We start from the raw sequence: 26967 nt of genomic DNA on the forward strand, positions 1-26967 counted from the left end.
TTCCGGGGGGACCGAGTGACGCTACGCGGGCGGTTGACGGCAGCCTTCCTCGTGGTGGTGCTCGGGCCGGTCCTGCTCGGCGCGCTCTTCGTCGCCTCCACCGTCGCGGCGGTCGACCGCAGCCGCTCCACCGAGCGTCTGGCGGTGGCGGCGTCCACCGTGCGGACCTCGGTCGACGCGCTCTGCCAGCAGCTACGCGCCACCGCCGACGCGGTGGCGCTCACCGCCGATCCGGCCGTCGCCGCCGCGCAACTGGTCGGCCGGGGTCTGGCCGCCGCGGTGCTGATCACCGACGTGGCCGGCCAGATCACCTACGTCTCGCCCGGTGCGCCGTCGACCCCGTGGCAGGACTGCGCCGGCTCGACCGAGGGCTCGAACGGGGGCTCGAACGGAGGCTCGGACCCAGGCCCGCCCGGCCCGGTCCGTGCGCTGGCCGCTCAGGTCGACCTGCACGATCGGGCCGGCACCCGGCTGGGCACTGTGACCGCCGCGCAACTGGTCGACAGTGCCTTCGTGGCCCGACTGGCGGCGGTGACCGGGGTGGCGGTCACCCTGCTCGACAGTGGGGCGAGCGCCGCGCAGGTCACCCACACGACCGAGTCCCGCAACGTCCGCGACGCGGTGCTGGCCGCCGCCGTAGGCGTCCGGGGCGAGCAGGTCACCGAGACCAACGAGGGCCGGTACGTGCGCCGGCTCGGGCCCACCGACGCGCAGCCGCTGGCACTGGTGCTCTCCGTGCCCAGTGAACGGCCACCGGGGCTGCACGCCACGCTGGTCGGGGTGGTCGTGCTGGCCGGGCTGCTCGCCGTGCTGACCGCCTGGAGACTGGCCCGGGTGACCACCCGGCCGCTGGCGGAGTTGGCCGGTGCTGTCGACCGGGTGGCCCAGGGCGACCTGACCGCCCGGGTGCCGGTACGCAGTCGCGACGAGTTGGGACGGTTGGCCGCCGCTTTCAATCGGATGACCCGGGAGACCGGCTCCTACGTCGCGGCGTTGACCAGCAACCGGGATCAGCTGCGCGGGCACCTCGCGGTGCTCGGCGACACCCTGGCCAGCACGCACGACCTGCAACGCATCCTGCGGGTGATCCTGCGCAGTGCCATCGGGGCCACCGGCGCCCGTGCCGGCGCCGTGCTGCTGGTGGAGACCGGCGGGGTGCTCGTCGCGCAGTGCACCGAGGGGTTGGACGGGCGCTGGCCGGCCGAGGCGGCCGACGGGTCGCAGACGCTCCGGGTGCCGGTCGGCGTCGGCGTGGTCGGTGAGGTCGCGGCTACCGGGGAACCGCAGCGGGGCAGGGCGGAGCCGACCGAGGCGCCAACGGGTGAGCCACGCTGCCGCACCTACGTCGCGGTTCCGTTCGCCGCCCCGCCCGGCGGTGCCACAGCCAACCTCGGCGGGCCCTCAGGGCCGGTCGACGAGGCGGGCGCGGCGGCCGCGCTCGGCGTTCTGGCTCTCTACGACCGGCTGGGCGCCGACGAGTTCGACGACGACGACCTGGCCACCCTGCGCACCTTCGCCGGCCACGCGGCCGTGGCGGTCGACAACGTCCGGGTGCACGAGGAGGCGCAGCGGCTCTCCCTCACCGACCCGCTCACCGGGCTGTGGAACTACAGGTACCTGCGCGAGTCGATCCGGCGGGAGGTGGAACGGGCCAGCCGCTTCGGGCGGATGCTCAGCGTCCTCGCGTTGGACCTGGACCGGTTCAAGGACGTCAACGACACCTACGGGCACGCAGCGGGGGACACCGTGCTGGCCGAGTTCGCCCGCCGGGTGCGCGGGGAGATCCGTGAGGTCGACCTGGCCTTCCGCCAGGGTGGTGAGGAGTTCGTGCTGCTGCTGCCGGAGACCGATGCGCGGGGCGCGGCGATCGTGGCTGAGCGGCTCGGCGCGGCGGTGCGCGACACGCCCATCGCCGTCGAGGCGTACGCCGGGCCGGTCCTGGTCACCGTGTCGGTGGGCATCGCCGTTTTCCCTGACCACGGCAGCACCGGGCGCGAGGTGCTGGAGGCCGCCGACGACGCGCTCTACGCGGCCAAGGCGGCGGGCCGCGACACGTACCGGGTCGCCGAGGTGCGCTCGGATCTGCCGACCCGGGAGATACCGGTGCTCGCGTGTGCGGTGAGCCCACCCGACGGGCTGCCGCGCGCCGGCCAGCCGGTGCAGGCCAGTCGGGAGCCGGGCGGGCCCGCCCGGTCCGACCCGGCGGTGGGCGTACCGGAATCATCGCTGGCGGGCCCGGCGCACGCCCGACCGGATTCGGCCGACGACACGGCGGACAGCGCGACGGGCGCGGCGCGGGCCGGCCCGGACGCGGCCCGGCCGGGGCCGGGTGGCGGCGCGTCTTCTGGGCCACACCCGCCGCGGCAGAGCCGTGGCCGATAGTCTCGCGGCATGTCGGAGCACTCAGCGAACCCCTCATCGACGGTCGCCGCAAACGGCCGTCCCCTGGCGGTCAAGGCCGTCATCCCGGCCGCCGGACTGGCCACCCGGTTCCTGCCGGCCACCAAGGCGGTGCCCAAGGAGCTGCTGCCGGTGGTGGATCGGCCGGTGTTGCAGTACATCGTCGAGGAGGCCACGCAGGCTGGCATCGGTGACGTGTTGCTGATCACCGGTCGGGGTAAGACGTCGATGGTGGACCACTTCGACCGTCGCCCGGACCTGGAGACCAGGTTGGAGGAGAAGGGCGACTCCGAGCGGTTGGCCGCCGTGCGTCGGCCCAGCGAGCTGGCCGAGATCTACACAGTGCGGCAGCCCGAGCAGCTCGGGCTCGGCCACGCCATCGGGTACGCCGAGTCGCACGTCGGCGACCAGCCCTTCGCGGTGCTGCTCGGCGACGAGTTCGTCAAGCCGTCGGAGCCGCTGCTGCCGGCGATGTTGGAGTTGCAGGCCCGCACCGGCGGTGTGGTGCTCGCCTTTTTCGAGGTCGACCCCTCCGAGACCAAGCGGTACGGGATCGCCTCGGTCGAGCCGGCCGAGTCGGAGCTGACCGACATCGGCGAGGTCGTCAAGGTGACCGGGATGGTGGAGAAGCCGCAGCCCGAGGACGCCCCGAGCAACCTCGCGGTGCTCGGCCGCTACGTGTTGCCCGGCAAGATCTTCGACGCGATCCGGCGGACCAAGCCGGGCAGCGGCGGCGAGATCCAGCTGACCGACGCGATGGAACTGCTGCGTACGGAGGGCATCCCTGTGCACGCGATCGTCTACCGGGGCACCCGCTACGACACCGGCATGCCGCTGGGCTACCTCCAGACTGTGGTGCAGATCGCCGCCGAGCGCGACGACCTGGGCGCCGAGTTCCGGTCCTGGCTGGCCGACTTCGTCAAGGCCGACGCGGCAGGCGGATCTGGTACATGACCGCGACGGCCGACGCCGAGGCGGCCGCGAACGAGTTGACGCCGCTCGCCGACTACCTGGGCAGCGTGCTGCGCAGGTTGCGCGCGCTGCCGCCACTCGACCTCGACCTCACCCAGGCGCACGGCAACGTCCTCGCCGAGGACGTCGTCGCGCCGCACGCCTTCCCGGCCTTCGACCAGGCGGCCGTGGACGGCTACGCCGCGCGCTGGGAGGACATTTCCGGAGGGGGTCGGGGGCCGAGCTACGTCCCGGCCCCCTCCGGCACTCCCGGTGGCCGCACCATCCGGCTCAACGTGGTCGGCGATCTCGGCGCCGCGAGCTGGCGGCCGGTCCGGCTCACCCCCGGCTCGTGTTTCTCTGTGGCCGCCGGGGCGCCGCTGCCGGTCGCCGCGGACGTCGTGGTCCCGGTGGAGTGGACCGACCAGGGCATGGCCGCGGTGGAGATCTTCCGTACCCCCAAACGGGGGTACGGGGTACGCCGAGCCGGTGAGGAACTGCCCGCCGGCACCCTGCTCGCTCGGGCCGGCACCTACGTGTCCCCGGCCCTGGTCGCCGTCTTCGCGGCGACCGGCATCGGGCACGTGGTGGTCCGGCCCAGTCCACGGGTGGTCATCGTGGCCACTGGCGACGAACTTGTCGACGTGGGCCGGGGCAGTCAGCCCGGTCAGGTGGTGGACGCGAACTCGCACGCGCTGACCGCCGCCGCAGCCGAGGTGGGTGCACTGGCGTACCGGGTGGGTATCTGCGACGACGACCCGGAGGGGCTGCGCGGGCTGCTGGAGGACCAGACGCTGCGCGCCGATCTGATCATCACCACCGGTGGCACCGGCACCGGCCCCGGGGACATGGTGCGCCGGATCCTCTCCCGCCGCGAGGGCGGTCGCGCCGGGCCGGTCACCTTCACCGACGTGGCGCTCTATCCCGGCACCGCGCTCGGGTTCGGCACTGTCGGCGCCGAGGAGGTGCCGGTGGTCTGTCTGCCCGGCGACCCTGGCGCTGCGTTGATCGGCTTCGAGGTGCTGGCCCGCCCCGCCATCCAACTGCTCGCCGGCGCCGAGCCGGTGTTCCGACCCAGTGTGCGGGCACACCTGCTGGAGACCGTGTCGTCGCCGACGGGCCTGCGCGAGTTCCGGCCGGCGCACGTCGCCGAGCGGCGCGGCGGCGGGTACACGGTCCAGCCGCTCAGCGGCGGGCCGTTCACCCTCTCCGGGTTGGCCGAGGCCAACGGGTTGCTGGTGCTCGGGGAGCGGGTCACCACGGCCGCGGCCGGCTCCACAGTGGATGTCCTGCTGCTGGACCGCCGCCGGTGAGGCGTCCCGGCCGGTCCGCTCGCGGCCCGCGTCGGGCGCTCGTCGGATCTGTGCGGTGAACGCGGTGGGGCCACTTGTGCGCGACACGGTCCCGCGCGGGAGACTGTGCGGGTGAGTCTCTTCGGACCCGCGCGGGCACCGGGCTGGCCGATGGAGCTGGCCGACGGCCCGGTGCTGCTGCGGCCCTACCGGCGCTCCGACGCGGCGGCGTGGTCGGAGGTGCGGCGGGCCAACCGGGCCTGGTTGGCGCCCTGGGAGTCGTCGCTGCCCGGCGGTTGGGACGAGATGAACTCGCCGGCCGCGTTCCGTTGGGTGCACCGTGACCAGCGACGTTCGGCCCGCGAGGGTGAGGGGATGCCGTTCGCGGTCTGCCTGCGTGAGGCCGACCGGGACCGGCTGGTTGGGCACATCAACGTGGGCAGCATCGTGCGGCGGGCGCTCTGCTCCGGCTACGTCGGCTACTGGGTGGACGCGCGGGTCGCCGGCCGTGGTGTGATCCCGACGGCGCTCGCGCTCGCCGTGGACCATGCGTTCGGCCCGGGCGGGCTGCACCGGGTGGAGGTGAACATCCGTCCGGAGAACCGGCCGTCCCGGCGGGTGGTGGAGAAGTTGGGCTTCCGCGAGGAGTCGTACCACGTGCGCTACATGCACATCGACGGCGCGTGGCGGGACCACATCGGATACGCGATGACGAGTGAGGAAATCACCGCCGAGGGTGGGCTGCTGGCCCGCTGGCACCGGGTACGCGCCAACGCGCGGTAGGAGGATTTCCCGAGATCCGCCCACTCGTCCCACGGACGGGATCGGCGCGGCGCGGTGGCATCCCGGTCGGCGCGCCGTAACCTCAAGTAACTGCAAGCTGCGGCAAGCGCTCCCCGGCCGGACGATCCGCGCGCCCAGGCGCGATCGGTGGAAGATCCTGCGGCCGGACGGCGGTTGCTTCGAATTCGGTGACGGGAGGGGTGAGGGTGCCGACCTCGGTGCTCCTCGCCGTCCTCGCCGCCGCCGGCCTGCTCGCCCTGGCTCCGGCGTTGGTTCGCCGGTACGACGCCACCGAGCGGCTGGTGGCGGAGCGGGCGCAGTCGACGGCGCGGGTGCTCCAGCGCCGCCGGCGACGCCGCACTGTGCCGGGACGGCGACCCGTCCATCCTCCGCGCTCATTGATAGTCACCCTCAGTGAAGATGCGACTACTGGCGCGTTGAGCGCGCCGGTCTCCGCGCCCCCGGCCGGCCGCCGCTCCGGTCGGCTGCGCGCCGTGCCCGCCGCGTCCAAGCGGTCCCGTCGCCGCCCGCCACCGCGCCGACAGCACACCCCCGCCGTGTACCGGCGTCGCCGGGTGCTCGCCGCCCTGCTGCTCCTCAACGTCGTCGAGCTGATCGGCGTGCTGTTCGTCAGCCCCGGCTTCTGGGTCGGCTTCGGGGTCACCTTCCTGCTCCTGTCCCTGTACGTCGTCCACCTGCGGGGGCAGGCCCTCGCCGGGCGTCGCCGCCGCCGCGCCCGAGCCCGGGAGGCTGCCTGGTTGGCCGACCGGCAGGCCGAGGTGCGCCGGGAGCAGGCCCGTCGGGCTGCGGCTCGCCGGGAGGCACAGCGCCGCCTGGCCGCCCAGCGCGAGGGGGTACGCCGAGCCGCCATGGGCCTGGACCGGCCGGGCGACCTGCCGGCGGCGGTCAACGGCGGATCGGTCTCGTACCGGCGGTCGGGCGGCCTGCGTGGCCGCCCCTACGAGGCCGGCCGAGGCGCCTGACCCGGTCCCGCCGGCCGTGCCCTGGTCGCGGCCGGCTACCGGCCTGGGCCGGTCGCGCCCGGCTGGCTTGATCGACTCGGGTTCCTGAAAGTCGGGTGGTCGCGGCGTCCGGGATGCCCCGATTTCAAGGAACCCGAGTCGATCTTCGCGTAGGCCGGAGCGCCGGGCGGGGGGCGGATTCGCGGTGAGGGCCGGCGACCTGTTAACCTTGCTGCCGGCCCGCCCGGTGTAAGCCGGGTGGGACCGAAGCCGGTTCGCCGGCGGGGGGCTGTGGCGCAGACTGGTAGCGCACCTCGTTCGCATCGAGGGGGTCAGGGGTTCAAATCCCCTCAGCTCCACCCCAGCTAAAAAGGCCGTCTCCCGTGTGGGAGGCGGCCTTTTTCGATCTTGTGTGGCGGCAGGGGCGACCTGTCCCGAACGGGCCCGTACTGGCCCGAACGGTCCCGAACAGCCTTTCTGCCGGAAACGGCGATCATCGATGCTCTACTCGATCTCGCGGCGGGTCGTCGCAGTCCTGATCGGACGGTTGGGGACTGCGGCCGACGGCATGCGCGCGGGTCCTTGACCAGCGGCGACCACCGCAGCTCATACGGCCGCGCCGCGTACCAGTGCGTTCGCGAAGCCGTTCCTGTCTCGAGGATCGTCAAGGGGGAGTTGCATGCTCAGGTTCCTACCAAGGGCGGGTGGCCGACGACGTGCCACCGGAGTCGCGCTGGGTGTCCTACTGGTGTCCGCGTCCGGTGTGGTGGTCGTGCCGGCGCACGCCGCGCCACAGCAGGCGGCTGCGAAGCCCGCCTCGGCCTCGCCGTCCCAGCCCGCGTCGCCCGGCTCGCCAGAACAGCGAGCGCTCGGACCGTCGAACGCTCCGGTCAGCCAGCTCGACGGGCCGATCTCGGTCCCGATCGGCACCGGGCCGGTCCGCAACGGAACGTTCAGCACGTTCCAACTGACCGACCGGTTGACCGCCCAGGTCAACACCGGCTCGGGAAACTTGCTCATCCGCAGCACCGACCTGGCCCTGCCGGGCATCGCGGACAACCTCGTGCTGGGCTCGGCGTACAACAGCCTTCTCACAGGCAGCGAGGTGCCGACCGGCTCGCTCGGCTACAGCTGGCGTACGCGGGCCGGTGTGGACGTCAGGCTGATCAAGGCGGACGACAACTCGGTCACGTACGTCGCGTCGGACGGCGTCATCGGGCGGTTCACCCCGAGCGGTTCCGGCTACACCGCCGCGAAGGAGTTCAAGGCGACGCTCTCCGCAGACGGCTCCGGATGGAAGCTGGTCGAGCACGACAGCGCCCGGAAGCTCTTCTTCACCTCCGCCGGGCAACTGGACCGCAGCCAGGACCGCAACGAGGGCGTGACCGACTACAGCTACGACGGCAGCGGCCGGTTGACCACTGTGACCTCCAACCGAGGCGCCACGGGCGTCCGCACCGCGAAGGTGCTCTACGGCTCGAACGGCTACCTCTCGGCGATCGAGCAGACCGTCGCCGGTGGGCAGTACCGCAGCGTCAAGTACAGCTACGCCAGCAACGGCAACCTGACTCAGATCCGCTCCGCCACCGGAACGGACACCCGGTTCGAATACGACTCGTCCCGCCGAGTCACCAAGATCTCGGGCGGCATCCAGGGTTCCAATCTCGGGAACGCCACCACGATCACCTATGACGCGGCGCACCGGGTGACCTCGTTGACCCGGGCCTTCCAGCCGCAGAACCCGTCGGTGGGCGCCACCACCCGGTGGGCGTACCCGTCGGCCACCCAGACGCTCGTCGCCGACGCCAACACCAACCAGTCGCAGCCGGTCACCTCGGTGCCGCGCAGCACGTACACGGTCAACGCCGACAAGCGGGTGACCGGCCTGGTCGACCCCGACGGCAAGGCCCGCAGCATCTCCTACACGCCCAGCCTCGACGTGGCGTCGACGCAGAGCGGCACCGGCGGCGTCACCAGCATCTCGTACGAGGCGAACGGTGGGCAGTCGCCGACCCTGGTCGTCGCGCCGACCGGCGCGAAGTCCTCCCTCGCCTATGCGAACGTGGCGACACCGACCAACCCGACGGCGAACTTCCAGCCGTCGTCCGGCGCGGACACCCAGGGGAACGCCAGCCTCTACACCTACAACGGGGCGGGTAACCGGTTGTCGGCGACGGACGCCCTTGCCGCCGAGGCGAAGGTCGAGTACAACACCGACGGCACGATCGCCTCGTCGACCGACCCCGGCAACGGCACGAACAGGACCACCTACCAGTACGACGCCAACAAGCAGCTGACCTCGATCACCCCACCGACGGGGACGACGCTCGGCACCCGTCAGTTCACCTACGACGAGTTCGGCCGGGTACGCACGACGACCGACGGCACCGGACGGACCCAGGAGTACGAGTACGACCTGGACGACCGGGTCACCCGGATCAAGTACCCGGACATCCCCGATGTCGCCTACGAGTACGACGGCGGCGGCAACGTCTACGCCCGCATCGACGGCAACGCGTACCAGAACTTCTTCTACGACCGGCTGAACCGGCTCACCGGCCGGCGGACCGGCAGCGTGGGCGGGCTGTGGTACGTCTACGACCCGGTCGGCAACCTCATCGAGCAGCAGGACGAGCGGGGCAGCTCCTTCTACACCTACAACGCCCGCAACCTGCTCACCAAGCTGGTCGCCGCCAACGGCACCTACACCTTCGGCTACGACGACGAGGGTCGGCGCACCTCCACCACGTTGGCCGTCTCCTCGGTCAAGGTGGCCGAGACCGTCAACACCCTCGACCAGTCCGGCCGGATCAGCCGAACGACCAGCAAGCGGTGGCAGGGCGGCACGGCCAGCACCGTCTTCGACGTGTCCTACTGCTACGCCAAGCGGGTCGGCACCGCCGCCTGCTCGACGACCAAGGCCGACGACACCGGCCTGCGGCAGTGGCAGACCGACCACCACCGCGGCGGCGCGGTCAGCCTCTACAGCTACGACAAGGGCAACCGGCTCACCAAGGCCACCGACATCGACGGCAAGACCTACGACTACACGTACGACAGCAACGGCAACCGCACCTCGGAGAAGGTGAACGGAGTCACCAGGCAGACGCTGACGTACAACCCGGGCAACCAGATCACCAGTTCGGGCTACCAGTACGACGGTGCCGGTAACCAGGTTGGCGGTTCGGCGCTGCGCGACTTCGAGTACAACTCCGCCGGTCAGCTGATGCGCGGCTTCACCGCCGGGGGTGCGGAGCTGGGTTGGGCGTACAACGGGGCCGACCAGATCGAGCTGGGCTGGAAGGGCACGCCCCGGTTCGAGTACGAGTACTTCTTCGGCCGCAACGACCAGAACGGTCAGAGCGTGGTGCAGAGCTACACGGTGCCGGGCACCTACGGCCGGCACTACATCGAGCGCGACCAGCTCGGCACGCCGCTCGGCTTCCGGGGCAAGACCGGGAGCACCTTCCACCACTACTTCTACGTGTTCGACGGGCTGGGTTCGGTGGTCGCCCTGATCAAGTACGACGGGTCGCTGTCCGGCTCCTACACCTACGACCCGTACGGCAAGGTGGTCAAGACGGTCGGCAGCAACAACGAGATCATCGACAACGCCATCGGTTTCGCCAGCGGCACCCGTCACGACGACCTGACCAAGTTCGGTCGCCGCTGGTACGACCCGAACACCGGGCGCTTCACCCAGCAGGACGCCGTTGAACTCCTGGGGGACGTGAACGAGGGCAACCGCTACGCCTACGCCGCCGACAATCCGGTCAACAACGTCGATCCCACCGGCCTGTCCTGTGAGAGCACGGTGCTCATGGCGGTCGCCGCAGCCGGACTGACGGTGGCCGCTGTCGTGACAGCCGTTCCGACCGCCGGGACAAGCGTCGCGGCGGCCATCGCTTATCTGTCCGGTATTGGGGCCATTGCCCAGGCATCAGATATCGAAGACGACTGTTGATCGCTGCTGCTGTCCGTCGTGGAAGGGCGGCTCGGGAGTACTTGGCGGCACCGAGGTAATTGATGGATCCTGAAGAGGGCGGTGGATTCTCACCGCCCTCTTCAGCGTTAGGAGAAGCGTTCGGTCGTCACCGGTATCAGACCGTGCTCGCGCAGGACGTTGGTCAGGTCGGTCAGGGTCGAGCCCACCGCGTCGGCGGCCTCGGTGCTCAACAGCGCGGTCAGGTCGAGACCCCAGGCGAGGCTGCCGCCGACCCGCCGCAGGTCCCAGGTGATCTGGTCGCCACCCATCTCGAGACGGCCGCTCGCGGCGGCCGTACTCGTGCCGCCCGCCGGTTTCCGCCAGGCCGTCCGGAGGCTCGCCACCTGCTCGGCGCGGAGATCCCCGGCGAAGAGGACGCGATACACCCGCCGCTCGTGGAAGCCGGCCGGTGGCTGCGCGGGGCCGAGCCGCAGCGGCGGGGCGCTGGCGATCGGTTGGTGGTCGAAAAAGTGCGTACGCAGCACCGACTCGTCCGGCAGTTGCCCACCACCGAGCGCGCGGTAGACGTTCTCGGCCTCGCGGCGTGAGGTGGATACCACCCGCACCAGCATCTCGGGGTCGGTGCGCATGCCGCGGCTCAGCGCGGCGGAACTGCACCAGCCGACCCCCGGCGTCCAACCAGCGCTGTCCAGCCCTGTCGTGGTGAAGTCGTGGTGACGGGCGAACTCCTCGATCACGATCCGCTCCACAGTGGTGGCCGAGTCACGATCGCCGAGATGAGGTAGGACCAGGTAGTAGTCCAGGCGCGGTCCCGCGTCGGGCACCAGCACGGGGACAGCGCGCAACGGGTCGGTGCTCATCGACACAACCGTAGCGAAGAAGAACGGTTAGCATCCGGACCTCTACGTGAGGAGCCCAGATGACTTCGGTGGCCCAGACCCGGTTCGGCATCGTCGGCAGCGGTTGGCGAGGTGAGTTCTTCCTTCGCCTGGCCCGGCTGCTCCCCGAGCGGTTCCGGGTGACCGGGGTGGTGACGCGTACCGAGTCGCGGGGAGCTGCCGTGGCGGCCGACTGGGGCGTGCCGACCTTCCGCACGACGGCGGAGTTGCTCGCCCACGAGCGGCCGGACTTCGTCATCGTGTCGGTGCCGTGGCCGGTGACGCCCGAGGTGACCCGGGAGTTGGTGGCGGCCGGCGTACCGGTGCTCGCCGAGACGCCGCCCGCCCCCGACCTGGCGGGTCTGCGCTCGCTCTGGACCGACGTCGGGGGCAGCGGCCTGGTGCAGGTCGCCGAGCAGTACCTGCTGATGCCCGGGCATGCTGCGCGTCTGGCGTTGGTCAGCGCCGGTGTGCTCGGTGAGCCGACCTCGGTGCAGATCTCCTCGACCCACCTGTACCACGCGGTCTCACTGATCCGGGGTCTGCTCGGCGTCGGTCACGAGAGCGCCGAGGTGAGCGCGCGCGCCTTCGTCGCGCCGCTGGCCAACCCGCTCTCGCCGGCCGGCTGGAGCGGCGACGACACCCCGCAGCAGCTCACCACCACCCTCGCGACGATCGACTTCGGCGGGCGGATGGGGTTGTACGACTTCACCGACAACCAGTGGTGGAACCCGCTGCGTACCCGTCGTTTGGTGGTCCGGGGCTCGCGCGGTGAGCTGGTGGACGACCTGGTGGTCCGCCTGGTCGACCCGACCACGCCGGTGGAGTCATCGCTCGTGCGACGCCAGACGGGTCTCGACCTCAACCTGGAGGGGCTCGACCTGAAGCACATCAGCTTCGACGGCGACGTGGTCTACCGCAACCCGTTCGTCGGCAGTGGGATGTCTGACGACGACATCGCGGTGGCCGACATCGTCGATCGCGCCGGGGCGTGGGCGCGGGAGGAGGGTCCTGCGCCGTATTCGCTCGCCGAGGCCTGCCAGGACCACCTGATCAGCCTCGCCGTCGAAGAATCGGTACGCACCGGCCGGCCGGTCGTCACCGCCACCGAGGCGTGGGGGCGGTAGCTCGCCCGCTACGCCTACTGACGACGCCGGAGGCGGGGCGGGCCCATCCGGGCCAGCCCGCCTCCCGTACGTTCACGGCTTCCAGGAACCGGCGGTCTGGAAATGGTCCTGGTACTCCAAGGCGCCCGAGGTGTCGTGCACGTCGAACACCACGCTGCCGGTGCGTCTGGTGCCGGCGGTCAGGTCGTCGACGGCCGGCATCGGTTTGCCGCAGCCGGAGAAGGCCCCACCGATCGCTGTGGTCTTGCTGCCGTCGGCGGAGACCCACTGAAAGTAGAGCGGGTTCGTCGACGCGGTGCCCTTGGTGACGGCCACCGTCACGTCGGCGATCACGTACATGCCCTCGCCGGGCTTCAGTCCGTGGGACTTGCAGGGTTTGGTGGCGCTGCTGAACTTCGTCACGGTGATCTCGACGGTGCCGGCCTCGCTGTTGACGACCAGCGTGTCGCCCGGCGACATGCCACGGGTGTCGCCGCCCGTCGACTCTGGCGTCGGCGGTGTGGCCCGCGCCTCGCTCACAGTGGTCGAGGTGCCTTTGGTGCCGATGACGACCGCCACGATGCCACCGGCGCAGAAGAGCAGGGTGAGTACGGCCGCGGTGACCGCGACGACCACGACTGACCTCTTGGCGCGCTCGGTCTGCACCGGCGGTGGTGCGATGATCGGGTAGCCGGCGCCACCGGGCGCCCGATATCCGCCGCCAGCGTCCGCGTACCCGCTGGCCTCCGGGTACGCAGCCCCCGAGAACGGCGGCTGCGGTGTCGCCGCGAACGAGCGGGTCGGCGGCTGCCGGTTCGGCTGTCGGGGGTCGTGCGGCCTGACGGGGGGCTGGGGGTGGGTCACCGTACTCCTTGACGCTTCGGTACGTGCGGTGCGGGAACTCTTCGACGTTACCGTGGGTGGCGGAACGTCCAGCCGCCACGGCAGAGTGCTTCCCACCACGAGGGTGCGAATCCCCTCTGGCCAGCGTGGACGGTGTTCACACGGTCACCGAACGCCAATGTGGATCGGTATTCCATTCATGGCTATGAGTAACCAGGGGAGGTCAACGTGCCGGAAGCGCGGCGGCGGTGCGGACCAGCCCGTCGGTGATCACAAATCGGCCGCTGATCGATGCCGGCGGGTCGTCGACCCCCGCCGCGTCGACCCGGGCCGGTGCGATCCGGGCGGTGAACGTGCCGGCATCCGGATCGATGTCGAGTCGGGCGTCGTGAAAGTCCAACCAGCCACGGACGATCGGGTACCACACCTTGTAGACGGTCTCCTTCGCACTGAACAGCACGACCGGCCAGCAGGTGCCGGTGGGCAACCGTGCGCAGATGGCCTCCTCCTCGGGCAGCAGCACGAGTCTGCGTACTCCCGGATTGACCTCGCGGTGCTGCTCGGCATCCATCCCGACGGACCGGATGTCGGTGGTGTGCGCCGCCGCGGCGGCGCAGTAGCCGGCGGTGTGGGTGATGCTGCCGACCACCCCGGCCGGCCAGACCGGCGCGCGGTCGGCGGCGGCCGGCACGGCGGTCTCCGGCAGGCCGAGTTCCCGCAATGCCCTGCGGGCGCAAATCCTCCCCGCGGCAAAGTCCCGCCGACGGGTCTGCACCGCTCGTTCGCCGAGACATGCCTGCTCAGCGGGGAGTAACTCGCCCGTATAGTCCGCGGGCCCGGCGACGGCGACGGCGACCGTTGATGGCAGCAGGTCACGCATTCCGCTGACCTACTGGTCGGTAGGAATGACGCATCGAGTTAACCGTCAAATTTCCGACTCCCACGACTGCCGAAGGTACCGCAAAGATGTAACACCGGAGGGACGCGCAGCGCCCTCCCTGATGGCTCCGGGGGGACCACCATCAATGCTGGCCGGCACGGCAGCCGCCAGTCCCGTGGACATCTGGAAGGACGTGCGATGACCGATGGCCTGGATCGGCCGGGGGTGCGGGCTGACGAACACGCCCCGAAGACCCCCTGCTGGAGCTGCGGCTCCTGCGGTGACGAGTGGCCGTGCGCGACGAAGCGCACCCGGCTGCTGGCGGAGTACGGAGGTGACCGCGCCATGCTCAGCGTCTATCTGGGCTCCTGCCTCGCCGCCGCCACCGAGGACCTGCGCGCCGCCCCGGTGATGTCGCTCCAGGACCGGTTCATCGGCTGGATGCCGCGCGGCACCCGGCGTAGCTGAGCCTCTGGTGGCCCCGCCACTGGGCGGGGCCACCAGAGGGGGCATCTCAGCGACGTCGAGGCCGCCGGGTCACCGCGAAGCCGAAGACGCCAGCCACCGCGGCGAGCGCGCCGCCGATGCCGGTCCAGACCCAGCGCGAGCCCAGATCCGGCAACCAGCCCGTCAGCGAGCCGCTCTCGTCGTCGGCCTCCGCGTCCACCGGGGGTACGGCGTTGAGCACCGTGCCGGCCTTGGTGTTCGGCACCAGCGGGGCGGCCAACTCGCCGTCGTCAGCCGAGGCGCCGCGGTCGGCGACGGTGCCGACCAGCAGGTCGACGTCGATCGGCGCACCCAGATCCGGCTCGGGCAGCTCGATCACGGAGAGTCGGACGACGTACGTGCCGGGCAGTGGGTCGGCCGACCAGGGCTCCGCCCACGGCCGCACCTCGCGCAGCGTGCAGCCCAGCACCACGTTCGACGCCTTCGCGTCCACTGTCGGGGTCTGGGCTCCCGCCGTGCACGCCTGGCGTCGGCGCAGCCCGTCGAAAACGTCCACCGTCCACGTCGAGGCGCCACTGCGCCCCTTCGGGAAGGTGACGGTGGCGTTGATCTCGTGCACCTGGCCGGCCGTCGCCGGGAACGACCAGTAGAGGTGGTCGCCGATCGACGCGTCCACGCGTACCGGTTGTCCGGCGGTGATCGGGGTGGCGGTGAGGAACGACGTGCCGGCACGGTTCACCGGCGTGGCGCCCGGGGAGGGGGTCGGTGCGGCGACGGCCGCAGCGGGGAGCAGAGCGGCCCCGCCGGCGGCGAGCAGCGCCGCCATCGACCGGAAGAGTGCGGTACGCATCAGTTCTCCCTCCAGGTGGCGACCCACCAGCGGGTGAGCAGACCGGCGAGCAGACCGGTGATCAGCCCGGCGATGGTGAGCAGGGCGAGCAGCACCCAGCCCCGGCCGAGGTCCGGTCCGTCCGGTGCGGGTGCGGCGGCGACCACGTCGATGGTCAACTCCACGGGCATGCCCGGGGTGGCCGCGGTGCCGGGACGCGGGGCGAACGAGTTGCTGACCACCAGGCAGACGGTCGTGGGTTCGATGACCGGCGCCGCGCTCTCCTCGGTCTCGGCGGCATCCTCGTCGTCAGCGGCGGCCGACCAGCGCAGCCCGGCGGAGAGCACGTCGGCTCGTCCGCTGCCGGCATCGGCGCCCCGGACGAGTTCCCGGCCGTCGGCCGCGGTGGCCCGCAGCAGCACCCCGTAGTCCCGGTTGACGGCCCGGTCCAACGCCATGCTCACCGAGGCCCGCAGCTCCTGCCCGGGGCGGATCGGCACCCGGTAGTAGCGATGCTCGGAGAACGCCTCCCGGTCGGCGTAGACGCCGGGGGCGAGCAGTGGCGCCGAGTCGCACGCGTTGGTGCCGCCGACAACGGTCGGGGCCCGGGTGTGCGTGTCGGCGGCCCGCTCGACGAGCTGTTTGATCCGGTCGGTCAGCTCCTCGGCGCTCTCCGCGGCGGTGTAGGTCCCGCCGGTCGCGCTGGCGATGCAGAGCAGTTGCCGGCGAACCTTCTCGTCGGGTGCCAGGCCGAGGGTGTCGACGACCAGGCTGGTGCCCTGGGCGGCCAGTTCCCGGGCCACCTCGCACGGGTCCGGCGGAGCGCAGGTGTCCTCGCCGTCGGTGATCAGCACGATTCGCCGGGTGGTGGCCCCGGTGCCCAGGTCCTGCGCGGCGGAGCGCAGCGCCAGCCCGACCGGAGTGAACCCGGTCGGCCGAAGTGTCGCCACCGCCGCCTTGGCGGCGGACCGGTCCACCGGGCCGACCGGGACGATCTGCTGGGTGTCCTGGCAGCCGACCTTCTTGTCCTTGCCGCGGTAGGTCGCGCCGAGCACCCGGATGCCGAGCTGTGTCTCCTCGGGCAGCGCGTCCACGACCTCGTTGAAGGCCTGCTGGGCGACCGCGATCCGGGTGCGTCCGTCGATGTCGGCGGCGCGCATCGACCCGCTGACGTCGAGCACCAGCTCGACCCGGGGCGGCTCGGGCGCCGGCTCCTCGTCGGCCTGCGCCGGCCCGGTCAGCGCGGTGGTCGCCAGCAGTCCGAGAAGGACCGCCGTCGATCGTCTGAAGTTGATCACGATCCGCAGTGTAGTGAGATCCACTTTGGATGATCGTTTGGGTGGAGGGGTCCGAAACCGCGGCTCCAGCCGGGTCGGGGACCGCCTCTGACCGGCCGCGCCCGCGCTCAGGGTCCACGGCGGGTCACCCTCGGTCAACTGCGCGAGGGGAGGTGCCGGTTCGGCCAGCATCCGTCGGAAATCTGACCCAAGTCGACCCGTTGTGCCGGTGGTGCGCGGTGGTTAAGCTCTTCATGCGCGCCCCAATCGCCCGCTTCCCCCGTGGCAGGCGATCGGGGCGCGCGTCTTTGTCAAGAAGGGCCCGCACGCTTCGGCGTGCGGGCCCTTCTTCCGTCGCGCTACGCGGCGCGTCGCCTGTCGATGCTTATATCCACCGACCGTCGAGCCACATCCGGGACAGCCAGTCCGAGTACGGAATCACCCGGCCGACGAAGATCGGATAGAAGTACGCGAAGCAGAGCGCCACCAGCAGCACGTATGCCCCCGCCGCGATGCTGCCCACCAGTCGGCGCTCATAACTCGGGTCACCGGGCACCAGCGGCGCCACCGCACCCACGTCACCCCCGGCGGGCGCGATCAGCGCGCCCAGCACATACACCACGGCCAGCACCAGGAACGGCACCACCGGCGCGGCGTAGAACGAGAACATCGTTCGGCCGTCGAGGGCGAACCAGAACCACGGCAGCAGCCCGGCGGCCACCGTCAGCAGGATCGCGCCGGCCCGCCAGTCCCGACGGGCCACACCCAGCCAGGCCAGCGCCACCAGGGCGGGCAGGAACGACCACCAGAGCAGCGGGGTGCCGAGCAGCAGAATCTCGGAGGCGCAGGTCGGCGCGCCGCAGACGCCGTTGCTGGCGTAGTGGAACGCCACCGGCCGGCCCAACAGCAGCCACTGCCACGGCCACGACTGGTACTTGTGCGCGTCGTCGAGCTGGGCGTGGAAGCCGTACGCCGCGCGATGGTATTCGAAGAGATTGATCAGCGGGCCGATCACCGGGCGGTCGCTGAGCGGGGCGCCGGGATGGGCCGACGCGAGCCGGTAGTAACCGTCGTCGGTGAGCAGCCAGCCCGACCAGGTGGCGAGGTAGGTGCCCACCATGACCACGCCGGCGAGCACCAGCCAGGGCAGCTCGTCGACGAGCGTGTCCCGCCAGGGCCGGCGGACCCCCGCCGAGCGGCGGACGCCGACCTCCCAGAAGAGCACCAGCAGCGCGAAGGCCGGCACGAAGTACAGGGCGCTCCACTTCACCGCACAGGCGCAGCCGATCAGCACCCCGGCCGCCAGCCGCCACCACGGCCAGGTGCGCCAACCGGTCGGCGGGCGGCCGGCCCGGCCCGGCTGGCTCGGATCGAGCCCGTCGTTTAGAGCCCGAGCCCAGCGCCGACGGCGGGCGTCCCGATCGAGCACCAGCGCACCGAACGCCGCCAGCACGAAGAAGAGCAGGAAGATGTCGAGCAGGGCCGCGCGGGACAGCACCAGGTGGAAGCCGTCCAGGGCGAGCAGCAGGCCGGCCGCGCAGCCGAGCACCGTCGAGCGGAACATCCGCCGACCGATGCGGACCAGCAGCAGCACCGACAGGGTGCCGATCACCGCCGCCGAGAATCGCCAGCCGAACTCCGGCGCGGTGGTCATCAGGTGGCCCGGGACGGTGACCTTGGATTCCGCGTCCTGATAGCCGAAGGCCCACTCGCCGACGCCGATCAACCACTTGCCCAGTGGCGGGTGCACCACGTACGACGCGACGTTGTCCTTGTAGTTCCACTCCACGCCACGGGAGATCAGCCCGTAGGCGTCCTTGGCGTAGTACGTCTCGTCGAAGATCTTGCCCTTCGGGCTGGACAGCCCGACGAAGCGCACGATCGCCGCGATGGCCACCACCACTGCCGTGGCCAACCAGGAGAACCGGTCCACCTGGGTGTCGACGGTGGCGAACCGTCGCCGGACCATGGCGGCCACCCCGCCGCCCTCGGCACTCGGTGCTGTCGGCTCCTGGGTGGCACTGGGCTCGCCCGTCACCTGGATCATCTTGTCCGGATCCGCGCTCGGGCTCTGCGCTGTCGACGCACTCGTCACCCGGCGATCGTAGGCTGCCAAGGTGTCCGGTGGCGTCCGTCGTCCCTGATACCGGTATTCCCAGCAATGAAGGAGACGAATCCGTGGGTGAAATGTCCGAAGTTGGGCGCCTGATTCTGCTCGGTGCTCCACTCGGCAACCCCTCCGACGCGTCGGCCCGGCTGCGGGAGGTGCTGATCAGCGCCGACGTGGTCGCCGCCGAGGACACCCGCCGGCTCACCCGGCTGGCCCGCGACCTCGACCTCACCGTCGGCGGTCGCATCGTCTCCTACTTCGAGGGCAACGAGGAGCGGCGCACCCCCGAGCTGGTCGAGGCCATCCTCGGCGGGTACGTGGTGGCGCTGGTCACCGACGGCGGGATGCCCAGCGTCTCCGACCCCGGCTACCGCCTGGTCCGTGCCACGTTGGATGTCGGGGCGCCGGTCACCGTCGCCCCCGGGCCCAGCGCGGTCACCACAGCGCTGGCCGTCTCCGGGCTGCCCTGCGACCGGTTCTGCTTCGAGGGCTTCCTGCCCCGCAGCCCCGGCGGGCGTCGATCCCGGCTGCGCGCGCTCGCCGCCGAGGAGCGCACCCTGGTCTTCTTCGAGGCGCCGCACCGGATCGGGGCGATGCTCACCGACCTGGCCGACACGTTCGGGGCGGACCGGCCGGCCGCGCTCTGCCGCGAACTCACGAAGACCTACGAGGAGGTGCTCCGCCGCCCCATCGGCGAGTTGGCCCGGTGGGCCACCGAAGGGGACCCGCGCGGAGAGATCACCCTGGTGGTGGCCGGAGCCCCGGTGACCGCGGCCGAACGCCCCGACGACGACACACTGCGCGCCGCCGTCGCCGAGCGGGAGGCCGCCGGCCGGTCCCGCCGGGACGCCATCACCGACGTCGCCACCGAGTACGAGATGCGCCGCCGGGACGTCTACACGATCGTGCACAGCTGACACCTGTGGTCCGGCTCGCCGGACGGCGGGTTCACCACGCGGCGGCCAGGAAGCCGACGGTGATCAGCGTGGGGCCGGCGACGGCGGCGGCCACCGCCCAGCGACGGTGCTGGCGACCGGGCAGTCGGGCCGAGCCGGTCCACCGGACGATGCCGACGGTGCAGGCCAGCACCACCAGCAGACCGGGCAGCCACAGCAGGTGCCGGCCCACGCCGACGTCCGCGTACGCGGTGCCGCTGTCCGGGCCGGTCATCCGCGCTGGCAGCGAGGTGCCGGCCGCGCTCCCCTCGTCGGGCACGCCGCTGACCCGGATCCCATGGGCGATGAACCGCCCGTTCTCGGCTGTGAAGATCCCCCGGCACCGTTGGGTGAGCCCGCCGCCGGAGCAGTCGTCGATCACTACGGTGCCCGTCCGGGCGTGCCCGACCGCGAGCCAGAACGGGCCGGCGCTGACCCAGGCGAAGAAGGCCGCGACAAGGCTCAGCACCACCAGCGCGGCGAGCCCGGGCAGCGGATCCGGCGGTGGGGGCGTGCGGCTGGGTGCCCGGCGCCGCGCCAGTCGGAAGCCGCGAAGCCGCGCCGGTGCCGCGTCCTTGCGGACCGGGGTGCCGTCCCAGTGCACCTGCTCGATCGGGGCCCAGAAGGCGCCGCCGTCGTCGTCCGGCGGGTCGCCGTCGGGCCCATGGTCCCGCTGCCGGCGACCCTGCTGCCGGACCGGCACCCGACGCGGCACCGCGTCCACCGGCGCGCCGGTGGTCGGCTCCACCTCGACGGGCTCCGCGCCGGCGGGTGCCGCGCCGGCCGGCTGGCCCGACGAGCCGGGCCGCACCGGGCTGGGTACGGGTGCCCCCGGGGTCGGACGGGTCGGGGTGGGCGACGGCGCCGCCGGCGTGGGGCGGGCCGGGGCGGCGGACCTCCCCGCCGGGGTGGGCCGCTGCGCACCCGGGTCGGCGCTGGGCACCAGCCGGGGCTGCGGCGCGACCCCGGCGACCCGGGGCGCGGCGGGCTCGGGCCCCGGGTCGTCGCCGACCGCCGGCCCGGTGGGACGGTCCTCGTGGTCCCGCGCCGCTCCTCTGCCCGTCACGACGTTCATTGCACACCGCACCAGGAGGTGAAACGGGCAGCTGAGCCGCGTGTCGACGACAAATCGGACCAACGGGCGACGTGGTTGACCCGGTCCGCCGGTCGGGCACCCCCCATTGGTTCGCGGACGCGCCGGACAGGTCACTAGGCTCACTGCTCATGAGTCACGTTCTCGCGGCAGTGGCCTGGCCGTACGCCAACGGCCCCCGCCACATCGGCCACGTCTCCGGTTTCGGCGTTCCCTCCGACGTCTTCGCCCGGTACATGCGGATGGCCGGCCACGACGTGCTCATGGTCTCCGGCACCGACGAGCACGGCACCCCGATCCAGGTGCAGGCCGACGCCGACGGGGTGACCCCGCGCGAGCTGGCCGACCGGTACAACAGGGTGATCGTCGAGGACCTGCACGGCCTCGGTCTCTCCTACGACCTGTTCACCCGCACCACCACCCGTAACCACTACGCGGTGGTGCAGGAGTTGTTCGAGGGGATGTACCGCAACGGCTACATCGTGCCGAAGACCACCATGGGCGCGATCTCCCCGTCCACCGGGCGCACCCTGCCCGACCGCTACATCGAGGGCACCTGCCCGATCTGCGGGTACGACAGCGCCCGCGGTGACCAGTGCGACAACTGCGGCAACCAGCTCGACCCGATCGACCTGATCAACCCGAAGTCGCGGATAAACGGGGAGACCCCGAAGTTCGTCGAGACTGAGCACTTCTTCCTGGACCTGCCGGCCCTGGCCGAGGTGCTGCGGCAGTGGCTGGACACCCGCGAGGGGTGGCGGCCCAACGTGCTGCGGTTCTCCCGCAACCTGCTCGACGACCTCCAGCCCCGGGCGATCACCCGTGACCTGGAGTGGGGCGTGCCGATCCCGCTCGACGGTTGGCGCGACCGGTCGGACAAGCGGATCTACGTGTGGTTCGACGCCGTGATCGGCTACCTGTCCGCCTCGATCGAATGGGCCCGTCGCTCCGGCGACCCGGACGCGTGGCGGAAGTACTGGTCCGCCGACGGTGCGGGGAAGGACGCCCAGTCCTACTACTTCATGGGTAAGGACAACATCGTCTTCCACTCGGTGATCTGGCCGGCGCTGCTCTCCGGCTACTCCGGCGAGGGCTCCCGCGACGGTGAGCCGGGCGAGCTGGGTCGGCTCAACCTGCCCACCGAGGTGGTTTCGAGCGAGTACCTGACCATGGAGGGGCGCAAGTTCTCCTCGTCCCGCAAGGTGGTCATCTACGTTCGCGACTTCCTGGAGCGCTACGACGCCGACGCGCTGCGCTACTTCATCGCCGCCGCCGGCCCGGAGAGCAACGACACCGACTTCACCTGGGCCGAGTTCCTGCGCCGCAACAACGACGAGTTGGTCGCCGGCTGGGGCAACCTGGTCAACCGGTGCGTCTCGATGGCCGCGAAGAACTTCGGGGCGATCCCACCGGTCGACCCGGCCGGGCTCACCGAGGCCGACGAGGCGCTGCTCGCTGTCTCCCGGACCGGCTTCACCACGGTGGGCAACCTGATCGGCCGGCACCGGCAGAAGCAGGCGATCGGCGAGGCCATGAAGGTGGTCGCCGAGGCCAACAGGTACCTCTCCGAGCAGGCGCCCTGGAAGCTCAAGGACGAGGCGGACAAGCCCCGGATGGGCACCATCCTGCACGTCGCCCTTCAGGTGATCAGCGATGCCAACACGCTGCTCACCCCGTTCCTGCCGCACTCCGCGCAGCAGGTGCACGAGCTGCTCGGGGGCACCGGCGTGCACGCGCCGATGCCGGTGATCGAGCAGGTCGACGACCTGGACGGCGGCCCGGCGTACCCGGTGCTCACCGGGGACTACACCGTCGGCGCGCGCTGGGAGTCGGTGTCGATCGAGGCGGGCCGCCCGCTGGCCGCGCCGAAGCCGGTGTTCCGCAAGCTCGACCCGTCGATCGTCGACGAGGAACTGGCCCGGCTCGCCGACTGAGCACACCACGACGCGCGGCGGCGGGGTGCCCTGCCGCCGCGCGTCGTCACATCGCGTACCGGGTGTCCATCACCTGGTCGTCGGTCACCTCGGCGCCCGGTGCCCAGGCCTCGTAGACGCCACGTTCCTGACACTGTGCGCCGGTCGTGACCATGGCGTCCGGGTTCGGGTAGCGCAGGCGCACCCGCAGCCAGCCGGCCTCCTCCCGCAGCACCAGGCACGGCACCCCCCGCCACTGGGCGAAGCGGACCCGGCGGGCCACCGCGTCCACCGGGTAACGGGCCGCCCGGGTCATCGCCAGCACCCGGAACCCACCGGGTAGGTCGGCGACGGCCTCGTACTCGCTGTCGCCGTACATGCCGACCAACTGGGTGGAGCGGGGTGCGTCGGCGTTCGGCACGTACTCCTGGTCCGGGGAGAGGCCCGGCACCGCGGCCAACAGGTGCCGCCACTGCGGGCCCACCATCCGCAGCCACCCGCGCTGCTCGGCCTGGTAGGTGTACAGCACCACCTCCACCCCCTCGGCCGGGTACGCGATGAGGGCGGCGTTCGCCGGCATCGGCAGGTCGGCGAAGTCCCGGGTGATGAACTCCGGGATGAGCTGACCGTTGCTGGGCACGAAGCCGGTGCCGAGCACCGGGGCGCCGAGCCGGTCCCGGGAGGCCAGAGCGGTCAGGCCGCGGTGTGCCGGGCCTACCGGCACGTCGTAGTCACCCGGGTCGGACGCGCGCCAGCGCAGCGCGTACGCGACGTCCGGGCCGTCCCGGCCAGCGTCACCATCAGTACGCAGCACCGTCGTCGTCGCCGGCGTACGCAGGTGCGCCACATCGTGCTCGCGGTAGCAGAAGCCGTGCGGCAGCCAACCCCGTACGAAGCCGGCGAGCTGCTGGGCCGAGAGCACCTTCATCATCCGGGTGCCCCGCCGGACCACCGCCGACGCGCGCGCCACCGCCAGCATCGGGTCGCCCGCCGCCGCCGGCTGCTGGCTGAGCTGGTGCAGGTACGCCCAACCCCGCTCGCGGTGGGCGGGCATCAGCAGCGGCGTCTCCGGCTCGTCGGCCGGCTCGGTCGCCCCGTGCACAGCCGTCACCTCGGTGACGTGCACGAACCGGCGCCACGGCAGGGCGCTACCCGGGCGGGGCGCCCACTCGAAGCCGGCCACCTCGTCGGCGCTGAACAACTCGTACGCGGCGCCTCGGGCGATCTCCTCGGCCGGGTACACGCCGCCGTCGAACGCCACGTGCAGTCCGGTCCGTTCACCGGCGCTGCCGCCGGCCTGGGGGGTGACGCTCACGCCGTCGCCTCCCTGCTCCGTGGGATGGGTCGCACGCTGTCGCGTCCGCTCGTGAGCGACCGTAGAGTCGCGCGACGTAGTCGAGGTGAACGTCGGGTGGCGGGCAGATGGACAGGCCCGGTGTGTGATGCTGTCGCTGATGAGCGAGCCCACTGAAACCCGCCGCGAGCGTGCCGCCCGGCGGGCCGGAGAGTTCCCGCCCGCCCCCGAGTCGTTGCCCCGGGCGGTGCTGGACAGCCACACCCACCTGGACATCACTGTCAGCGAGGCCGGTGTGCCCGGCGGCGGGCCGGCCGACGACCCGGTCGCCGTGGCCATCGCGTTGGCCACGAAGGTCGGCGTGGACCGGCTGGTCCAGGTGGGCGTGGATGTCGCCTCCTCCCGGTGGGGCGCGGACACCGCCGACCGGTACCCCGCCGTGCTGGCCACCGTGGCGCTGCACCCCAACGAGGCGCCCCGGCTGAGCGACCTCGACGAGGCGTTGCGGGAGATCGAGTCACTCGCCGCCCGCGACCGGGTCCGGGGGATCGGCGAGACCGGAATGGACTTCTTCCGGACCGGCGACGAGGGGCGCGCCGCGCAGGAGCAGAGTTTCCGGGCGCACATCGCCATCGCCAAGCGGTACGGCAAGACGCTGGTCATCCACGACCGCGACGCGCACGCCGACGTGCTGCGGATCCTCGACGACGAGGGCGCTCCCGACCGGGTGGTGCTGCACTGCTTCTCCGGCGACGCCGACTTCGCCCGCGAGTGCGTCCGCCGCGGCTACCTGCTGAGCTTCGCCGGCACCGTCACCTTCGGCAGCGCGACGGCGCTGCGCGAGGCCGCCGCGCTCACCCCGGTGGACCAGATGCTGGTGGAGACCGACGCCCCGTACCTCACTCCGATGCCGTACCGGGGCCGGCCGAACGCGTCGTACCTGATTCCGCTCACCGTCCGCGCGCTCGCCGAGACCACCGGCAGCGACCTGGACGAGCTGTGCGCGGCCATCTCCGCCACCGGCGACCGGGCCTTCGGCCCATGGTGAGCCCGGCCCGACGGTCGGCACCGACCCCGTCGCTACGCTGCCAGCCATGACCGGTCTCCTCGGCCCGGCGGAGATCCGGGAACTCGCTGCCCGGCTGGGCGTCGCGCCCACAAAGAAGCTGGGCCAGAACTTCGTGCACGACCCGAACACAGTGCGCCGGATCGTGACCGCCGCCGGCCTGACCCCCGACGACGTGGCCCTGGAGGTGGGGCCCGGGCTCGGCTCGCTGACCCTGGGTCTGCTGCCGGTCGCCGGGCACGTGCACGCCGTGGAGATCGATCCGGTGCTCGCCGGGGCCCTACCGGAGACCGTCGCGCGGCACGCCGGGGCCGACGCCGCCCGGCTCACGGTGCACCGCGCGGACGCGTTGCGTATCGCCGCCGCCGAGCTGGCCGACCCGGCACCGACAGCGCTGGTGGCGAACCTGCCCTACAACGTCGCCGTGCCCGTGGTGCTGCACCTGCTCGCCGTGCTGCCCACCCTGCGACACGGCCTGGTGATGGTGCAGAAGGAGGTCGCCGACCGGCTCGTCGCGGGTCCCGGCTCCAAGGTGTACGGCATTCCGTCGGTGAAGCTCGCCTGGTACGCCCAGGCCCGGGGCGCCGGCAAGGTGCCGCCGAACGTGTTCTGGCCGGTGCCCAACGTCGACTCCGGCCTGGTCTCCTTCACCTGCCACGAGCCACCCCGCACCGATGTACCGCGGGAGCAGGTCTTCGCCGTGGTGGACGCGGCGTTCGCGCAGCGGCGCAAGACGCTGCGCGCCGCGCTGGCCGGCTGGGCCGGTGGCGCGGACCGGGCCGCCGCGGCGCTCACCGCCGCCGGCGTCGACCCCGGCGCCCGCGGGGAGTCACTGACCGTTCAGCAGTTCGCCGCCATCGCCGCGTCGGCTCCGGTCGGTACGCCGGCCGGGAAGTAGGCTGACGCCGTGCCCGCCCAGGACGCTGAGGAGCTGATCGTGGCCAAGCCGTTCGACATCCGTCTGCGCGTCCGGGACATCACCCCGTGACCGAGGCCTGGCGACCGGACGACGACGAGCGACGCGGGGCCATCGGCCCGGTGCGGGTGCGGGTGCCCGCGAAGGTCAACCTGCACCTCGGGGTGGGCCCGCTGCGCCGGGACGGCTACCACGAGCTGAACACGATCTACCACGCCATCTCGATCTACGACGAGCTGACGGCCCGCCGGGGCGACACCCTCGCCCTGACCATGGAGGGTGAGGGCACCGGCGAGCTGGCCCTGGACGACACCAACCTGGTGATCCGCGCCGCGCACGCCCTCGCCGGTTACGCGGGGGTGCTGCCGCACGCCCGACTGCACCTGCGCAAGCAGATCCCGCTCGCCGGCGGGTTGGCCGGTGGCAGCGCCGACGCGGCCGCCGCGCTGGTGGCCTGCGACGCGCTCTGGGGCACCGGGCTGTCCCGCGACGAGTTGGCCGGCATCGCCGCCGACCTCGGCTCCGACGTGCCGTTCCTGATCTACGGTGGCACCGCGCTGGGCACCGGCCGGGGTGAGGCGATCAGCCCCGTGCTGGCCCGCCCCACCTCCTGGCACTGGGTGGTGGCGATCGCCGACGGCGGCCTGTCCACCCCGACCGCGTACCGGGAGCTGGATCGGCTCCGCGACTCCGGTGCCGCCGGGGCCCCGCTGGGCAGCACCGATGCCCTGCTGGGCGCGCTGCGCCAGCGTGACCCCCGGGTGCTCGCCCGTACGCTCGGCAACGACCTCCAGGACGCCGCGCTGGCCATGCGCCCGGCGCTGGCCGACACGCTCAAGGCCGGCGAGGCGGCCGGCGCGCTCACCGGCATCGTCTCCGGCTCCGGCCCGACCTGCGTGTTCCTCGCCGCCAACGCGGCCGACGCGGAGCGGATCGCGGCCGAGTTGACCGCCGCGGGCGTCTGCCGGGAGGCGCGGGTCGCGCACGGTCCGGTAGCCGGCGCTCGCGTCGGCTGACGACGCGTTCCACCGGAGCTGCTGGCGCGC

At 72.1% G+C, this 26967-nt stretch carries 21 protein-coding genes and 1 tRNA gene; 14 read left to right on the forward strand and 8 right to left on the reverse strand.

Annotation, left to right across the window (positions count from 1 at the left end; all coding sequences use genetic code 11):
* The first annotated feature begins 15 nt into the window (after positions 1–15).
* From ACLJOK_RS19580 to ACLJOK_RS19610, 7 genes are all read left to right on the forward strand, one after another.
* Positions 16–2382, forward strand: coding sequence for a diguanylate cyclase (locus ACLJOK_RS19580; protein WP_410820192.1), 2367 nt, complete (start codon positions 16–18; stop codon positions 2380–2382).
* A 9-nt stretch (positions 2383–2391) separates the two neighbouring features.
* A complete protein-coding gene (locus ACLJOK_RS19585) occupies positions 2392–3354 on the forward strand; it encodes a UTP--glucose-1-phosphate uridylyltransferase (protein ID WP_238680432.1) in 963 nt (320 codons plus the stop codon).
* Positions 3351–4664: a gephyrin-like molybdotransferase Glp gene (glp, locus tag ACLJOK_RS19590; RefSeq protein ID WP_091394702.1), complete on the forward strand. Its 1314-nt coding sequence runs from the start codon at positions 3351–3353 to the stop codon at positions 4662–4664. The genes ACLJOK_RS19585 and glp overlap by 4 nt, the downstream gene beginning before the upstream one ends.
* A 150-nt stretch (positions 4665–4814) precedes the next feature.
* A complete protein-coding gene (locus ACLJOK_RS19595; protein ID WP_410821539.1) occupies positions 4815–5426 on the forward strand; it encodes a GNAT family N-acetyltransferase in 612 nt (203 codons plus the stop codon).
* Between the two features lie 200 nt (positions 5427–5626).
* Positions 5627–6409, forward strand: a complete 783-nt coding sequence (locus ACLJOK_RS19600; protein WP_410820193.1) for a hypothetical protein — start codon at positions 5627–5629, stop codon at positions 6407–6409.
* A 264-nt stretch (positions 6410–6673) separates the two neighbouring features.
* Positions 6674–6747, forward strand: a tRNA-Ala gene (locus ACLJOK_RS19605).
* Between the two features lie 389 nt (positions 6748–7136).
* The gene (locus ACLJOK_RS19610) at positions 7137–10352 is read left to right on the forward strand and encodes an RHS repeat-associated core domain-containing protein (RefSeq protein ID WP_410820194.1); all 3216 of its coding nucleotides are present in this window, start codon (positions 7137–7139) and stop codon (positions 10350–10352) included.
* A gap of 107 nt (positions 10353–10459) precedes the next feature.
* On the opposite strand, the gene ACLJOK_RS19615 is transcribed toward ACLJOK_RS19610, so the two are convergent.
* Entirely contained in the window at positions 10460–11194 is a 735-nt protein-coding gene (locus ACLJOK_RS19615) for a hypothetical protein (protein WP_410820195.1), read from the reverse strand.
* Between the two features lie 59 nt (positions 11195–11253).
* Between ACLJOK_RS19615 and ACLJOK_RS19620 the strand changes: the two genes are divergently transcribed.
* Positions 11254–12339, forward strand: a complete 1086-nt coding sequence (locus tag ACLJOK_RS19620) for a Gfo/Idh/MocA family protein (protein ID WP_410820196.1) — start codon at positions 11254–11256, stop codon at positions 12337–12339.
* 72 nt (positions 12340–12411) lie between these two features.
* Here the strand turns inward: ACLJOK_RS19620 and ACLJOK_RS19625 are convergent, their stop codons facing one another.
* Entirely contained in the window at positions 12412–13182 is a 771-nt protein-coding gene (locus ACLJOK_RS19625; RefSeq protein ID WP_410820197.1) for a DUF4352 domain-containing protein, read from the reverse strand.
* 202 nt (positions 13183–13384) lie between these two features.
* A complete protein-coding gene (locus ACLJOK_RS19630; RefSeq protein WP_410820198.1) occupies positions 13385–14041 on the reverse strand; it encodes a 4'-phosphopantetheinyl transferase family protein in 657 nt (218 codons plus the stop codon).
* Positions 14042–14239: 198 nt separating this feature from the next.
* Between ACLJOK_RS19630 and ACLJOK_RS19635 the strand changes: the two genes are divergently transcribed.
* Complete coding sequence (locus tag ACLJOK_RS19635; RefSeq protein WP_410820199.1) at positions 14240–14509, forward strand: hypothetical protein; 270 nt, start codon at positions 14240–14242, stop codon at positions 14507–14509.
* Positions 14510–14555: 46 nt separating this feature from the next.
* Here the strand turns inward: ACLJOK_RS19635 and ACLJOK_RS19640 are convergent, their stop codons facing one another.
* The 3 genes from ACLJOK_RS19640 to ACLJOK_RS19650 form a co-directional block, all read right to left on the reverse strand.
* Positions 14556–15338, reverse strand: coding sequence for a peptidase (locus ACLJOK_RS19640; protein ID WP_410820200.1), 783 nt, complete (start codon positions 15336–15338; stop codon positions 14556–14558).
* Positions 15338–16615: a VWA domain-containing protein gene (locus tag ACLJOK_RS19645; protein WP_410820201.1), complete on the reverse strand. Its 1278-nt coding sequence runs from the start codon at positions 16613–16615 to the stop codon at positions 15338–15340. Before ACLJOK_RS19645 ends, ACLJOK_RS19640 begins: the two co-directional genes overlap by 1 nt.
* Positions 16616–16979: 364 nt before the next feature.
* The gene (locus tag ACLJOK_RS19650; RefSeq protein ID WP_410821540.1) at positions 16980–18641 is read right to left on the reverse strand and encodes a dolichyl-phosphate-mannose--protein mannosyltransferase; all 1662 of its coding nucleotides are present in this window, start codon (positions 18639–18641) and stop codon (positions 16980–16982) included.
* 140 nt (positions 18642–18781) lie between these two features.
* On the opposite strand from ACLJOK_RS19650, the gene rsmI reads away from it, so the two are divergent.
* Positions 18782–19621: a 16S rRNA (cytidine(1402)-2'-O)-methyltransferase gene (gene rsmI / locus ACLJOK_RS19655; protein ID WP_410821541.1), complete on the forward strand. Its 840-nt coding sequence runs from the start codon at positions 18782–18784 to the stop codon at positions 19619–19621.
* Between the two features lie 31 nt (positions 19622–19652).
* On the opposite strand, the gene ACLJOK_RS19660 is transcribed toward rsmI, so the two are convergent.
* Positions 19653–20714, reverse strand: a complete 1062-nt coding sequence (locus tag ACLJOK_RS19660; protein ID WP_410820202.1) for a hypothetical protein — start codon at positions 20712–20714, stop codon at positions 19653–19655.
* 149 nt (positions 20715–20863) lie between these two features.
* Here ACLJOK_RS19660 and metG point away from each other — a divergent pair, with 149 nt between their 5' ends.
* Complete coding sequence (metG, locus tag ACLJOK_RS19665) at positions 20864–22666, forward strand: methionine--tRNA ligase (RefSeq protein WP_410820203.1); 1803 nt, start codon at positions 20864–20866, stop codon at positions 22664–22666.
* 46 nt (positions 22667–22712) lie between these two features.
* Here the strand turns inward: metG and ACLJOK_RS19670 are convergent, their stop codons facing one another.
* Positions 22713–23960 carry a hypothetical protein gene (locus ACLJOK_RS19670; protein WP_410820204.1) on the reverse strand — a complete coding sequence of 416 codons (1248 nt, stop codon included), beginning with the start codon at positions 23958–23960 and terminating at the stop codon, positions 22713–22715.
* A 127-nt stretch (positions 23961–24087) separates the two neighbouring features.
* Here ACLJOK_RS19670 and ACLJOK_RS19675 point away from each other — a divergent pair, with 127 nt between their 5' ends.
* The 3 genes from ACLJOK_RS19675 to ACLJOK_RS19685 all read left to right on the forward strand — a co-directional run bounded on the left by ACLJOK_RS19675 (position 24088) and on the right by ACLJOK_RS19685 (position 26937).
* Positions 24088–24987: a TatD family hydrolase gene (locus tag ACLJOK_RS19675; RefSeq protein ID WP_410820205.1), complete on the forward strand. Its 900-nt coding sequence runs from the start codon at positions 24088–24090 to the stop codon at positions 24985–24987.
* Between the two features lie 46 nt (positions 24988–25033).
* A complete protein-coding gene (rsmA, locus tag ACLJOK_RS19680) occupies positions 25034–25903 on the forward strand; it encodes a 16S rRNA (adenine(1518)-N(6)/adenine(1519)-N(6))-dimethyltransferase RsmA (RefSeq protein WP_410820206.1) in 870 nt (289 codons plus the stop codon).
* An 86-nt stretch (positions 25904–25989) separates the two neighbouring features.
* Entirely contained in the window at positions 25990–26937 is a 948-nt protein-coding gene (locus ACLJOK_RS19685; protein ID WP_238683605.1) for a 4-(cytidine 5'-diphospho)-2-C-methyl-D-erythritol kinase, read from the forward strand.
* The last annotated feature ends 30 nt before the right edge of the window (positions 26938–26967 follow it).

This window comes from Micromonospora sp. 050-3, assembly GCF_046549335.1.
Classification (GTDB): Bacteria; Actinomycetota; Actinomycetes; order Mycobacteriales; family Micromonosporaceae; genus Micromonospora; species Micromonospora trifolii.